The following is a 14,081-nucleotide window of genomic DNA, read 5'->3' as shown; positions in this document are numbered from 1 at the left end:
GTGTCAACACACCCTAATATTAAGAAAAATTTATTCTAGATTTATTTAAAGTCATAAATAAAAAAGCAGATCAATCGATCTGCTCATTTCCAACGCGTTGTCTAAATTTCTGACCCGCTCTGAAGGTAACTACACGGCGTGCAGAAATCGGAATTTCTTCGCCAGTTTTCGGATTACGTCCTGGACGCTCGCGTTTATCTCTAAGCTCGAAATTACCGAAACCAGAAAGCTTAACCTGCTCACCCGCAATAAGCGCTTGGCTAATTTCGTCAAAGAACAACTCGACCATTTGTTTTGCTTCACGGCGATTTAAGCTGGTTAACTCACTTAAATGATCAGCCATGTCTGCTTTAGTTAATGCTGTCATGAGGCCCTCAATGTCGCTTGATAAGTGTTTTCCAACACTTGGATTATATTGTCCATACCAGATTTAATTTCAGCATCTTCAAGCGTACGTGAAGGATGTTGCCATAATAACGCAAACGCTAATGAGCGTTTACCTTCTTCGACACCCTGCCCCGTATACACATCGAATAACCAAGTAGAGTCTAAAAGCTCTCCACCAGTTTTTTCGATTAACTGCTGAATATCTCTAACATTTATATTATCAGAGATTAAAAGCGCAATATCACGTCTAACCGAAGGAAAACGTGATAATTCTGTAAAATTAGATACATAAGATTGCAAAACAGCAGCCTGATCAAGCTCGGCAACCCAAGTTGTGCTCAAATCTAGTTCGTTTTCTAAAGATGGATGCAAGCGGCCTAGATAACCAATTGATTGGCCATCAACCAAGATTTCAGCAGATTGCCCTGGATGCAACCATGGACGCTCTGAACGGACATACTCAACTTTGACACGTCCAGCAGCTAAAATCTCTTCTACTTCACCTTTAAAATCGAAGAAATCCATTGGCTGTGGCTTAGCATGCCATGATTCAGGTTCACGAGAACCTACGGCAACTAAAGCCAATGTAGGAATTTGCTTCAGATCCTGAATAGAATTAGCATTTTGATAATCAAAACGCAAACCTAGTTCAAAGAAACGTACACGGCTTTGCTGACGGTTTAAATTATATTGTACACAAGGGATTAAACTCGAAAGCAATGTGCTGCGCATTGCGGCCAAATCACTAGAGATTGGATTTGCCAACATTAACGGACTTACTTGCGGGTTCAATTGCTTTTCAAGTTTTGCATCAGCAAAGCTAAAGCTAATCGCTTCTTGATACCCTAAAGTGACTACCGTTTGACGTAACTGCGCGATTTCAAAACGATCTTGGTACTTAGCAAGTTGAACATCCATACTTGGTAAGCTGATCTGAATATTGTCATAACCATCAATACGTGCAACTTCTTCAATCAAATCTTGATAAATTGCCATATCGTAGCGATGTGATGGTGGAACTACGCTCCATTCACCATTCGCTTGAACAGTGACTTCACAACCTAATCGAGTTAATGCATCTGTAATGAACTCTGCCGCTACTTTGTAACCCAACAACTGGTCTACTTGAGCTTGCTTAAGTTCAATCGCTTCACGTTTCGGAAGTAAATCAGATTTTTCAGCTACAGTAATTGGACCGAACTCACCACCCGCCAACTCTTGAATAAGCTGAGAAGCACGGTTCATCGCAATTAACGGCAATTCAAAATCTACACCGCGTTCATAACGTTGTGAAGAATCTGTATGTAAACCAAAGCGACGAGCACGTCCAGCAATCGCAAGCGGAGCAAAAAATGCGCTTTCCAAGAAGATATCAGTCGTATCATCAGTTACGCTTGATGCTAGACCACCCATGATGCCAGCGATTGCTAGTGCTTTCTGGTCATCAGCAATAACCATCACATCTTCTTGCAACTCAACTTCTTGATCATTCAAAAGCTGTAACTTTTCTTGCGGCTTAGCTTGGCGAACGTGTACATTTCCTTCGATTTTAGCTAAATCGAAAGCATGCATTGGCTGACCCAATTCCATGAGGACATAGTTCGTTACATCAACTAAAATACTATGAGTACGAATTCCTGAACGTGCTAAAGCTTGTTCCATCCACTCTGGGGTCGAAGCTTTAATATTTACATTTTTAATGACACGTCCTAAGTAGCGTGGAGCACCATCCGTGTTGATGACTACTTTTTTCTCATCAGTAATTGTCGCATCAACTGATTTGATTTCAGGCTCATTCATTTGCAGTTGGTTAATCACTGCAACTTCACGTGCGATACCACGAATACTAAAGCAGTCACCACGGTTTGGTGTAATACTAATATCGATGACATTATCATCAAGTTTTAAGTATTCACGAATGTTTACCCCTACTGGAGCATCATCAGGTAACTCAAGTAAACCATCGATTTTATCTTCAAGGTCAATTTCAGAGGCACCGCACAGCATGCCTTGTGACTCAACACCACGAAGCTTACCTTTTTTGATTTTAAAATCACCCGGTAATATTGCACCAATAGTTGCCACAGGTGCTTTCATTCCAGCACGAACGTTGGGAGCACCACATACAATTTGTAAAGGCTCACCTGAATCAATATTCACTGTTGTTACACGCAGACGGTCTGCATCAGGGTGCTGTTCAACTGTTAGAACTTCACCAACTACAACGCCAGTAAATGGCTTAGCAACAGGTGCCAGCTCATCTACTTCAAGACCAAGCATAGTCAACTGATCAGATAATGTATCGCTATCAATTGCTGGGTTAACCCATGTGCGTAACCAATTTTCGCTAATCTTCATCTTTATAAAACCTTATTTAATCCTGAAAAAATGTTAGGCAAATTGGCGTAAGAAACGCACATCATTTTGATAGAACATACGCAAGTCATTAATGCCATAACGCAACATTGCAAAACGTTCTACCCCTAAACCAAAAGCAAAGCCTTTGTATTTATCAGGATCAATCCCCGCAGCACGCAATACATTTGGATGTACCATGCCACAGCCTAATACTTCTAACCAACGTCCACGCTCATCCATGATATCCACTTCCGCACTAGGCTCTGTGAATGGGAAATATGATGGACGGAAACGTACTTTTAAATCTTTCTCAAAAAATTCATTCAGTAGGTTAATCAATAAACCTTTTAATTCAGCAAAGCTGGTGTTCTCAGCAACGTACAAACCTTCAATTTGATGGAACATTGGCGAATGCGTTTGATCTGAGTCGCAGCGGTATACACGGCCCGGACATACAATACGAATTGGCGGCTGGCTTGTTTCCATAGTACGAATTTGCACACCAGAAGTATGCGTACGCAACAAATGGTTTGCATCGAAATAGAATGTATCATGCATAGCACGTGCAGGATGGTGCCCAGGAATATTTAATGCTTCGAAGTTATGATAGTCATCTTCAACTTCTGGTCCTGTAGCAACCGTAAAGCCAGCTTTAGTAAAGAACTGGCAAATTCGTTCTTGCACTTGAGTAACAGGATGAACTGTACCAACGCGCTGTCCACGGCCTGGCAAAGTAATATCAATGGTTTCACTTGCTAATTTTTGCGCCAGTGCAGCTTGTTGTAATGCTGTTTGACGTTCAGTTAAAGCGTTATTAATTGTTTCTCGAACAGCATGAATCGCAGCACCTTGTACTTTACGTTCTTCAGGGTCCATTTTCCCTAATGCTTTCGATTGTTCTGCAAGCTGGCTTTTTTTCCCTGTAAATTGCACACGCACCTGATCAAGTGCAACAAGGTCTTGAGCTGCTGCAATGGCAGCAAGCGCTTCTGTGGTCAGGGCTTCCAGTGACATAGTAACTCTCAAAGCAACAAATTTAAAAATATAATAAAACACTGCATTCTAACAGTTTTTCACCGTATTGATGAAGTTTATCCATCATGAAAAATGTATTAGGCAACAAAAAGATAAAACGTATAAAATAATAGCATCGTCAATGAGATCAATTATTATGGCGCTTAATCAGATTTGGAAACAACAACTTACACTTGTGACCTATGGTAACGAATACCTACGTCAAAATTTAAGTTTTAGCCAATGGCGACAACATCATATTTTTGACCAGCATAGTTTTCAATTTCGTGACTTAATTTCACAACATTTACTTGCTCAACATTTCCAAGTTTGGTTAGAAGCACTCAAAAAACAAGGGACGACTCAAATCTCTCTTCACCTATCTACTATTTTAAATGAAGAGCAAAACCCGAATAGTAATGTCGAACTTTTACCTTATGCTCATTTTATTGTAAGTCATCAAAACAATAAGAAAATCGCATGGATTTTTGGACATGAGCTTGCCGAATGGTACAGCAGCGATAACGAGTTTGAGCCGCCTCTAACTCAACGCAGCGATTTACGCTTAGAGACTTTCTGGCGTTTTGAATTGAATGAAAAATTATCTAAAAAAGTTGAAGCTGACTTAAAAGCACCTCAATGGGATGAAATTGCAGACTTTATGGAAACTGAGTTATTTCGAAGTAAGTATGCAGCAGGTTTTGAAGAACCAGAATTTCAGAAAAAATATTTTGATGGGTCAACACATCAAATTTCGGTAGAGCATCAACCAACTCTTGCTCTTATTCCTGAAAGCTACCCAGCAGATTATGCACATCAACTCCTCTACCGCACTCAGGCTTTATCAGATTATTTAGAGCAGAAAAAACGCACCGCAAATGATCCTTTAGGGGAAGACTTAGACCAAGAACAAATTATTAACTTAAGAAACTTTACCCACAAAACTGACGACCTATTTGCAAAACTTATTGTGAAAGCAGCAAATCATTATCAAATAGCTCAATTAAAACCTGTTGAGAAACCTTCTCCTTTTGATGCAACGAATGAGTCCGCAGCTCATTTAAAAGTACCTCATCACAAAGCTGGAGGAACAGGGGTAATCAAGCTTATTGTTCTGACAATAATTATTTGTGCTTTAGCCTATTATTTTGGGTTATAAATTTAGGGCTTATCTTTATATCATGATTAGCGATTATTGGAAATTTGCATTTGGCTTTCAATACAACACCCAATTATATTTAGATCATAAAATTGATTACCATGAGCTTCGGCATTATTGGAGCATTCACACTCATCAATTATTTTATGTACGTGATTTTAATTCCAATAAATTACTTTATGATTCTATTGATGGCTTGGTAATCGATCTTGCTCGGCAAGGTTTTAAACAATGTAAACTCTACCCTTTTGACATTCTTTTTTCAGCAACAGCTTTAAATCCTCATCCTATTTTTGAATTTTCTCAACATAACTATCCTGTCATCACATTACAAAACAATGATAAAGTGATTGCCCTTGCTCAGATTGAATATGAAAAATATTTAGAAATCGAGCCTATTGGTGATCCTCGTGAATTTTGGGGTATAGCCTCTAGTCAACGCTATACAAATCAACTACTCTGTATGAGTATCATTGAACTAAGTCCTCAACAACAAAAAGCCTGTAACCAATTTGGGCAAATGCACCATTGGGATGATTTTATTGAAAATATTGTAAAAAATCTAAAACAACACCCTATGGCACAGTACATTTATTTTAATTTTAAAATGGTAAATAACCTCTATTTAGATCAGTATGATGAAGAGAGTTTTCCTCTACTCGAACAACCTATGCCTCAACCAAATTTGGGCTTTAGCCTTATTCATCTTTTTGAACAAGTCCAGTCGAGTTTTAGCTCTCTTATGCATCCTCACAATGATAGCTCGCCCTATCAAAACTTTAGTCATGAACAATATCTTCAACTCTCTGAATATCAAGAAATCATTCATCAACAATTCGTTGAACTTATTTGCTATACAGCAAATCATTTACAATCTGCCGCATCAATCACAGTACAACAAAAAGAATTGTTAAATCAGCTACATCTTGCTACGTCAGACCTTCCAAATGTTGTTTCTACATCAAGGGATTCAGATCAAATACCAAATACCGCGATCGAAATGCAAGAACCATCTATGACTACATTACAAGCAATCACCTCTATCGCACTATTTTTATTGATTGTCTTCGTATTGTTGTATGTACTGTACTGGTTAACCATACAATTTAAATTTGTGCAATTTGTATTAATAATCTGTGGCGCTATCAGCTTTTTATATATTTTATCAAAAAAATAGATATAAAAAAGACCGCTAAAAAGCGGTCTTTTTTTGAATCTCTAAGCTTATGCAGCTAATGCGCCTTTAGCTTTTTCAGCTAAAGCAGCAAATGCTACTGCATCATGCATAGCGATGTCAGCTAATACGCGACGGTCGATGATCACTTGAGCTTTTTTCAAGCCATCGATCATACGGCTGTAAGACAAACCGTTTTGACGAGCACCAGCGTTGATACGCGCAATCCATAGAGCACGGAATTGACGTTTCTTCTGACGACGGTCACGGTAAGCGTATTGACCAGCTTTGATTACCGCTTGGAACGCTACGCGGTAAACGCGTGAACGAGCACCGTAGTAACCTTTAGCGCGAGCAAGAATTTTTTTGTGACGGCGATGAGCCACTACACCACGTTTTACACGAGCCATTTATAATCTCCTTAGATGTATGGGCACATACGACGAACTGAAGCAACGTCACTTACGTGAACCATTACACAGCCGCGCAATTGACGGATACGCTTAGCAGATTTTTTGGTCAAAATGTGGCGCTTGAATGCTTGTTTGCGCTTAAAACCGTTTGCAGTCGCTTTGAAGCGTTTAGCTGCACCACGGCGAGTTTTTAACTTAGCCATAGTAACCTCTTTTGGGCACCTGTTCGGCACGATTGCACCATTGCAAAATCGACCTGCAGGTAAGGAAGCGCGTATTTTATAGTATGCTGACTAAAATTAAAACTATTCCTAGAATTTTTTTAAATTAATCCCTTTAGAAATGAGAAAAACCTATCTCTTTTTTAGATGAATATAATCGGCAATAATTTCAGCATCGCTGCTTATTTACCCCTATAATATGAGCAAATTATCAACATACGATATTTCAAATGCAGAAACATGATGCATTCGCTGCCCTACGCTATAGAGATTTCTCAATTGTCACCATTAATCAATTTTGCTTAACATTAGCAATTTTGATTCAAGAAATTATTGTTGCCTATTCACTTTATCAAATTACCAAAGACCCTCTAACTTTAGGTTTAATTGGACTAGCAGAAGCCATTCCATTTATTGCCCTATCGCTTTGGGGTGGTTATTTTGCTGATAAATTTAATAAACAGATCATCATGAAAATCTGTTTATTTTTCTCAGTACCTCTTCCTTTAGTTTTATGGCTACTGTTCCATCTGCATGGGTTGGGTCATATCAGTGTAAATTTCCTTTCTTGGGGCATTTATGCGGTTATTTTTGGTTTGGGCACCATACGTGGTTTTTATAACCCTTCTGCTACGTCCCTAAAACCATTTTTAATTCCACGTGAGCTTTATGCAAATGGTGCAACATGGACAACCATTGGTTGGCAGAGTGGTGTAATTATTGGGCCTATGCTCGGTGGGTTCATGCTCGCTTATTTAGGCAAAGAAACCAGTCTTTTTAGTGTTGCCGGCCTACTTAGTATCTGCTTTATTCTCATTAATTTATTACATAAACGTAGCTTTCCTAAAATTGAAACTGCCAATGTTCTAGAAAGCTTAGGCGATGGCTTTCGCTTTATTTGGAAAACCAAAATAGTTCTTTGGGCAATTTCTTTAGATCTTGCCTCTGTTTTATTTGGTGGTGTAATCGCTCTACTCCCTATTTTTGCCGAAGATATTTTAAAAGTAGGACCAGAAGGCTTAGGTTACTTGCGTGCGGCTCCTTCTATTGGTGCGCTCATTACCATGATTGCTTTGACGCGTTTTCCGCCAACTCAGCACGCATGGCGTAATATGCTACTTGCAGTTGCAGGGTTTGGTGTATTTACAATCCTTTTCGCTTTCTCAAACAATATGTGGTTATCCCTATTTGCTCTGGCGATGACGGGCGCTTGCGACAGTATTTCGGTGGTAGTTAGACAAACCATTTTGCAAATATTTCCGCCAGAAAATATGCGTGGTCGCGTAGCGGCTGTAAATGGAATGTTTGTCTCATCAAGTAATGAGCTGGGTGCATTTGAATCAGGCTTGGCTGCCAAATATTTGGGAACTATTGCAGCGACTATTTTTGGTGGTTGTATGACTCTTGCAGTGGTGACATTCTGTTGGCTAAAAACCAATGATCTTTTTAAAGTCGATATTACTAAAAGCTCAGAAGATTAGTTAAATCATTTTAATAAAAGCATCTTCGGATGCTTTTATTTTAAATAAAACCTGTAATTACCCAATAAATGAAGATATAACGCCCAGCCTTAGCGATAAGGACCATAAATAAAAAGCGCCAAAAATTTTCTTTGAATAAGCCAGCAACCAAAGTAATAGGGTCACCAATCACAGGTGTCCAACTTAAAAGCAGCGAATAAAAGCCATATTTATGATAAAAGCGTTGGGCTTGTTCTAAACGTTTTTCAGAAACTGGGAACCATTTTTTATGTTTAAACTGTTCTATTTTTAAACCTAACCACCAGTTTATACATGAGCCCAATACATTTCCGAAAGTAGCAATCAGAATGAGAAGAAAAGCTGAATGTTGATTTTTTAATAATAAAGCAGCAAGTACAGCTTCTGATTGTAGCGGTAATAAGGTAGCCGCCCCAAAAGCACTCAGAAAAAGTAAAAAGTAACTTAGCATATTAAATTAGACCAAATCACCTTTCACCTTATTCATTACCCTACCAATAAACTTAGATGACTTTAATTGATAATGCTTTTTGTACTGCAGGGCGTGCTGTTAAGCGAACAATGTATTCTTGTACATACGGGTAATCCTCTAATTGAATCCCCTGCCATTCATAACGCAAAATCCAAGGTAGAATTGCCATATCAGCAATTGAGTATTCCCCTGCAACAAACTTCTGACCAATGAGCTGTTTATTCAACACACCATATAAACGCTTAGTCTCATTTACATATCGGTCTATAGCATAGGGAATTTTCTCTGGCGCAAAGCGGTTAAAATGATGATTTTGTCCCAACATAGGACCTAAGCCACCCATTTGCCACATAAGCCATTGTTCCACTTCAACTCGCTCTTGCTCGTCTGTTGGGTAGAACAATCCAGTTTTTCGCCCTAAATACTGTAAGATCGCGCCTGATTCAAATACTGAAATTGACTCACCACGTGGACCATCTTGGTCAACAATGGCAGGAATTTTATTATTCGGAGAAATTTTCAGGAAGTCTGGTTGAAATTGATCATTTTCTAAAATATTAATTGGGTAAAGGGTGTAATCCAGTCCCATTTCTTCTAAGGCAATTGTGATTTTATGTCCATTGGGTGTGCCCCAATAATATAGATCAATCATTCTATTTTCCTATTCATCGTTATCATGACTGCGTCTTGCGTTATATCATGTTTTGGGCAATACAATGATATTTCCAACACCAAAAAACACATAAAATTTGAGAATAACTTTGGATTAAAACGATATTAAACGTCAGTTTAAGAAAATAGAGCTAAAAGATGAGAGGCATAAAAAAGCACTGCTTTTGCAGTGCTTTTTTTGAGTGTTACTTTTTCTTTTTCGGTCCAAGTAACATACCCATTTGTCGACCTTCCATTTTCGGTGCTTGCTCTACAACCCCTAACTCAGCTACGTCTGCTTCAATTTTTTGCAATTGAGCTAAACCAAGTTGTTGGTGAGCCATTTCACGACCACGGAAACGTAAGGTGATCTTAACTTTGTTGCCTTCTTCAAGGAACTTCAGAATAGCACGAAGCTTAACTTGATAATCACCTACATCAGTTGCTGGGCGTAGTTTGATTTCCTTCACTTGCACTTGATGCTGTTTTTTCTTGGCATCTTTTTGCTTCTGTTTCAGGTCAAACAAGTGCTTGTTGTAATCCATGATTTTACAAACAGGCGGCTCAGCGTTTGCGACAATCTCAACAAGGTCAAGATCTGCATCCTCAGCAGCACGCAGTGCTTCATTTAATGAAACAATTCCTTTTTGCTCACCATCAGCACCGACAAGGCGTACTTCTTTTGCACGGATCTCATCATTAATTGCTGGACGGTTACTCTTTGCACCTTGTTGTTGGTTACGGTCAGGCTGTTTAATCTTTCTTACTCCACAATATACCGGCCACGTTCGGCGACGGCAGATTTCACTAAGTCAATGAAAGCATCCACTGACATAGTACCTAAATTTTTTCCTGAGCGAGTACGTACATTCACTGTACCTTCTTCAACTTCTCGATCACCAAGAACTAACAGGTAAGGAATGCGCTCTAGAGTACGCTCACGAATCTTAAATCCGATTTTTTCATTTCTCAAGTCAGAAATAGCACGAAGACCATTTTCCTTGAGTTTTGCCACAACTTGCTCACTTGCTTCAGCTTGAGAATCAGTGATATTCATGACACATGCTTGTACAGGTGATAGCCAAGGTGGCATAAAACCAGCGTAGTGTTCAATTAGTATACCAATAAAACGCTCAAAACTACCAAGAATTGCACGGTGCAACATGACAGGTTGATCACGCTCGTTTTCTTCAGTTACATAAGAAGCATCTAAACGAACTGGCAAGTTGAAGTCACATTGAATGGTACCACATTGCCATACACGACCAAGACAGTCTTTTAAAGAGAACTCAATCTTTGGACCATAGAATGCGCCTTCACCCGGCTGCAACTCCCATTCAAGACCAGCTGCATCTAAAGCATCTGCCAAAGATTTTTCAGCTAAATCCCAAAGTGCATCATCCCCTACACGCTTTTCTGGGCGAGTAGATAATTTCATTTGAACTTCTTCAAAGCCAAAGTCTTTATAAACATCTAAAGTGAGTTTAATAAAGTCTGCAACTTCTTTACCGATCTGTTCTTTAGTACAGAAGATATGCGCATCATCTTGAGTAAAACCACGAACACGCATAATACCGTGTAAAGAACCAGACGGCTCATTACGGTGACAAGAACCAAACTCAGCTAAACGAATTGGTAAATCACGGTAAGACTTTAATCCTTGGTTAAACACTTGAACGTGACAAGGACAGTTCATTGGTTTTACAGCATAGTTACGACTTTCAGAATGAGTCGTAAACATATTTTCTGCATAGTTTGCCGCATGACCAGATTTCTCCCAAAGCGTAAAATCTACGATTTGCGGAGTTTTGATTTCTTGGTAACCATTGTCTTGCTGAACTTTACGCATGTACTGTTCTAGTACTTGATAAATAGTCCAGCCATTTGCATGCCAGAACACCATACCCGGTGCTTCTTCTTGCATATGGAACAAGTCTAACGCTTTACCAATTTTACGGTGGTCACGCTTTTCAGCTTCTTCAATACGCTTGATATAAGCTGCTAACTGTTTTTTATCAGCCCAAGCAGTACCATAGATACGTTGAAGCTGTTCATTCTTCGCATCACCACGCCAGTAAGCACCAGAGATTTTAGTAAGCTTGAATGATTTTAAGAATTTTGTGTTCGGTACGTGCGGACCACGACACATATCTACATATTCTTGGTGGTAGTACAAGCCCATTGCTTTTTCTTCAGGCATGTCTTCCACAAGACGTAATTTATATTCTTCGCCGCGGTCAGTGAATACTTTGATGACTTCATCACGCGGTGTCATTTTTTTGATAACGTCATAATCTTGATCGATGAGCTTTTTCATACGCTCTTCAATCGCAGCCATATCATCTAGTGTAAAAGGACGTGGCATCCAGATATCGTAATAGAAACCTTCTTCGATGACCGGACCAATCACCATTTTTGCTTCAGGGAAAAGCTGTTTTACTGCGTGCCCTACAAGGTGTGCACAAGAGTGGCGAATGATCTCAAGACCTTCTTCATCTTTTGGAGTGATAATTTGTAAGGTCGAGTCTTCGGTAATTAAGTCACATGCATCAACTAAGCGATCATTTACTCGTCCAGCAACGGTATTTTTTGCTAAACCAGGCCCAATACTTTGAGCGACTTCCATAACAGATATAGGGTGATCAAAACTCTTTTGATCGCCATTTGGCAATGTGATAATTGGCATAAAAAAATCCTTAAGGAGTGATGCCCTATACGAAGGAGCATTTCACCGCGAGATTATGATCGAGGCAAGCCTCAAAATATAAAAACGGTGTAAATCAAAATTAAAAAACCTGAAAGATTTTACACTTGTTCAAGCCAAGTGAAAACCTTTGTACTCATAAAATCATAAATACATTTTGCTTATACGGTAAACAGCAATAAATGACTTTAATAAGGACCTGGCTAAATTTTCAGAAATACATAAATAGGATAATTATTCACCAGAACTGATTTAAGATGTTGAAAATAGCATTTTTGCTCATTTTCTGACTGGGAGGTATTTCTCTTTAAGACTAAAGCATTAATGCTTTGATTAATATTAAGTCATATTTTCAAAGAATGAATTAAAAATAGAACAAGGAGTTGTTTCACATGGTTAGTGCCTATAACGAATTACCACGCACACCCGCAAACTTTGTTGCGTTATCCCCTCTGCGCTATTTAGAACGCGCAGCTTATATCTATCCAGACCAAGCGTCTATTATTCATGGCAACCGTCAGATTTCATGGAAAGAAACTTACCAGCGCTGCCGACAGTTTGCTTCTCAACTTCAACAATTAGGCATAACTAAAAACGATACTGTTTCAGTCTTATTGCCAAATGTACCAGCAATGATCGAAGCACATTTTGCTGTACCTATGGCGGGTGCTGTTCTTAATACGCTAAACACTCGTTTAGACGCTAAAACCATCGCTTTTATGCTAGAGCATGCTGAGACTAAAGTACTTTTAGTTGACCCTGAGTTTGTTAATTTAGCCAGAGAAGCTTTATCGCTCATTCCTAACCAACATATTATTGTGATTGATGTTGCTGATGAAGAATATGAAGGCGAAAACCAATTCCTTGGTTCTTTCGAATATGAGGAATGGTTAGCTCAAGGCGATGCCAATTTTGAATGGCAATTACCTGAAGATGAGTGGGATGCAATTAGTTTAAATTACACCTCTGGAACCACTGGAAATCCTAAAGGAGTGGTTTATCACCACCGAGGTGCATATTTAAATGCAGCAAGCAATATTTTAGCCTGTGGTATGAAACCTCGAGCCGTTTATTTATGGACACTTCCTCTTTTTCACTGTAATGGTTGGTGCTTTGCATGGAGTATTGCAGCAAGTGGTGGAACCAATATTTGTCTACGTAAAGTTGACCCAGAACTGGTGATGCAGCTTATTGCCAAACATAAAGTTGATTACTTCTGTGGCGCTCCAATCGTCCTATCTATGATTATTAATCTGCCTAAGGAAAAGCAGCCAAGCATAGAACATCATGTTGAAGTTATGGTAGCAGGTGCTGCTCCACCTGTCGCTGTCATTGAAGGTATGCGAAATATTGGGATTAATGTCAACCATGTGTATGGTTTAACCGAAACCTATGGACCATCTGCGCTTTGTGCTTCTCAAGCAGGATGGAGCGATCTCTCAATTACTGAACAAGCACAACTGCATTCTCGTCAGGGCGTGCCTTATCCACTTCAAGATAGCATGCGAGTACTAGACCCTGAAACGATGCAGCCAGTTCCAAATGACGGTGAAACCATGGGAGAAATCATGTTCCGTGGCAATATTGTCATGAAAGGATATTTAAAAAATCCAAAGGCAACTGAGGAAGCTTTTGCAGGTGGCTGGTTCCACACGGGTGACCTAGCTGTTTGCCATCCAGATGGTTATGCAAAAATTACTGATCGCTCTAAAGATATTATTATTTCAGGTGGAGAAAATATTTCATCTTTAGAAGTCGAAGACGTTTTATATAAACACCCAGCAGTTTTAACAGCCGCTGTTGTGGCAAAACCTGACGAACGTTGGCAAGAAGTACCATGCGCATTTATTGAATTAAAAACTGGGGCTAGTGTCACGCCTGAAGAAATTATTGAGCACTGTCAAAAAGAACTTGCGCGCTTTAAAGTTCCTAAAGATGTGGTAATTACTGAAATTCCAAAAACCTCAACAGGTAAATTGCAAAAATTCATCTTGCGTGAATGGGCAAAAGAACGCGCTTAATCTGAATT

General features: G+C 39.2%; 13 protein-coding genes and 1 pseudogene. 4 read left to right on the top strand and 10 right to left on the bottom strand.

Annotated features, from left to right (window positions below; genetic code table 11):
- Positions 1–70 precede the first annotated feature (70 nt).
- Genes RFX69_RS03990 through pheS form a run of 3 tightly spaced genes read right to left on the bottom strand, consistent with a single transcriptional unit; the run spans position 71 to position 3,759 of the window.
- Positions 71–367 (bottom strand): integration host factor subunit alpha, encoded by a 297-nt coding sequence (locus RFX69_RS03990; protein WP_000126166.1) that lies wholly within the window; start codon positions 365–367, stop codon positions 71–73.
- On the bottom strand, positions 364–2,745 hold the full coding sequence (gene pheT, locus RFX69_RS03985) for a phenylalanine--tRNA ligase subunit beta (RefSeq protein ID WP_271056257.1): 2,382 nt from the start codon (positions 2,743–2,745) through the stop codon (positions 364–366). The genes RFX69_RS03990 and pheT overlap by 4 nt, the downstream gene beginning before the upstream one ends.
- Before the next feature lie 33 nt (positions 2,746–2,778).
- Positions 2,779–3,759: a phenylalanine--tRNA ligase subunit alpha gene (gene pheS / locus RFX69_RS03980; RefSeq protein ID WP_000050953.1), complete on the bottom strand. Its 981-nt coding sequence runs from the start codon at positions 3,757–3,759 to the stop codon at positions 2,779–2,781.
- 157 nt (positions 3,760–3,916) lie between these two features.
- Here pheS and RFX69_RS03975 point away from each other — a divergent pair, with 157 nt between their 5' ends.
- Positions 3,917–4,918, top strand: coding sequence for a hypothetical protein (locus RFX69_RS03975; RefSeq protein WP_125268074.1), 1,002 nt, complete (start codon positions 3,917–3,919; stop codon positions 4,916–4,918).
- A 22-nt stretch (positions 4,919–4,940) separates the two neighbouring features.
- Positions 4,941–6,095: a hypothetical protein gene (locus tag RFX69_RS03970; RefSeq protein WP_289332491.1), complete on the top strand. Its 1,155-nt coding sequence runs from the start codon at positions 4,941–4,943 to the stop codon at positions 6,093–6,095.
- A 47-nt stretch (positions 6,096–6,142) separates the two neighbouring features.
- On the opposite strand, the gene rplT is transcribed toward RFX69_RS03970, so the two are convergent.
- The 3 genes and pseudogenes from rplT to RFX69_RS03955 form a co-directional block, all read right to left on the bottom strand.
- Positions 6,143–6,502 (bottom strand): 50S ribosomal protein L20, encoded by a 360-nt coding sequence (rplT, locus tag RFX69_RS03965; protein ID WP_000124858.1) that lies wholly within the window; start codon positions 6,500–6,502, stop codon positions 6,143–6,145.
- An 11-nt stretch (positions 6,503–6,513) separates the two neighbouring features.
- Positions 6,514–6,708 carry a 50S ribosomal protein L35 gene (gene rpmI / locus RFX69_RS03960; protein ID WP_001096359.1) on the bottom strand — a complete coding sequence of 65 codons (195 nt, stop codon included), beginning with the start codon at positions 6,706–6,708 and terminating at the stop codon, positions 6,514–6,516.
- A pseudogene (locus RFX69_RS03955) lies at positions 6,696–6,827 on the bottom strand (hypothetical protein); the annotation flags it as partial. The gene rpmI and the pseudogene RFX69_RS03955, both read right to left, overlap by 13 nt.
- Positions 6,828–6,956: 129 nt before the next feature.
- On the opposite strand from RFX69_RS03955, the gene nreB reads away from it, so the two are divergent.
- Positions 6,957–8,207, top strand: coding sequence for a nickel resistance MFS transporter NreB (nreB, locus tag RFX69_RS03950; protein WP_289332492.1), 1,251 nt, complete (start codon positions 6,957–6,959; stop codon positions 8,205–8,207).
- A gap of 40 nt (positions 8,208–8,247) precedes the next feature.
- Here nreB and RFX69_RS03945 read toward each other — a convergent pair whose 3' ends face one another.
- The 4 genes from RFX69_RS03945 to thrS form a co-directional block, all read right to left on the bottom strand.
- The gene (locus RFX69_RS03945) at positions 8,248–8,676 is read right to left on the bottom strand and encodes a YqaA family protein (protein ID WP_000954155.1); all 429 of its coding nucleotides are present in this window, start codon (positions 8,674–8,676) and stop codon (positions 8,248–8,250) included.
- A gap of 52 nt (positions 8,677–8,728) precedes the next feature.
- Positions 8,729–9,349, bottom strand: a complete 621-nt coding sequence (locus tag RFX69_RS03940) for a glutathione S-transferase N-terminal domain-containing protein (RefSeq protein WP_000566578.1) — start codon at positions 9,347–9,349, stop codon at positions 8,729–8,731.
- A gap of 205 nt (positions 9,350–9,554) precedes the next feature.
- On the bottom strand, positions 9,555–10,106 hold the full coding sequence (gene infC, locus RFX69_RS03935) for a translation initiation factor IF-3 (RefSeq protein ID WP_012297364.1): 552 nt from the start codon (positions 10,104–10,106) through the stop codon (positions 9,555–9,557).
- 5 nt (positions 10,107–10,111) lie between these two features.
- On the bottom strand, positions 10,112–12,034 hold the full coding sequence (gene thrS / locus RFX69_RS03930) for a threonine--tRNA ligase (RefSeq protein WP_289332493.1): 1,923 nt from the start codon (positions 12,032–12,034) through the stop codon (positions 10,112–10,114).
- Positions 12,035–12,444: 410 nt separating this feature from the next.
- On the opposite strand from thrS, the gene RFX69_RS03925 reads away from it, so the two are divergent.
- Positions 12,445–14,073: an acyl-CoA synthetase gene (locus tag RFX69_RS03925; protein WP_000253045.1), complete on the top strand. Its 1,629-nt coding sequence runs from the start codon at positions 12,445–12,447 to the stop codon at positions 14,071–14,073.
- Positions 14,074–14,081 lie beyond the last annotated feature (8 nt).

The sequence above is a fragment of the Acinetobacter sp. 148 genome, from assembly GCF_031196675.1.
Classification (GTDB): domain Bacteria; phylum Pseudomonadota; class Gammaproteobacteria; order Pseudomonadales; family Moraxellaceae; genus Acinetobacter; species Acinetobacter baumannii.
This window is presented reverse-complemented; position numbering and strand designations above follow the sequence as displayed.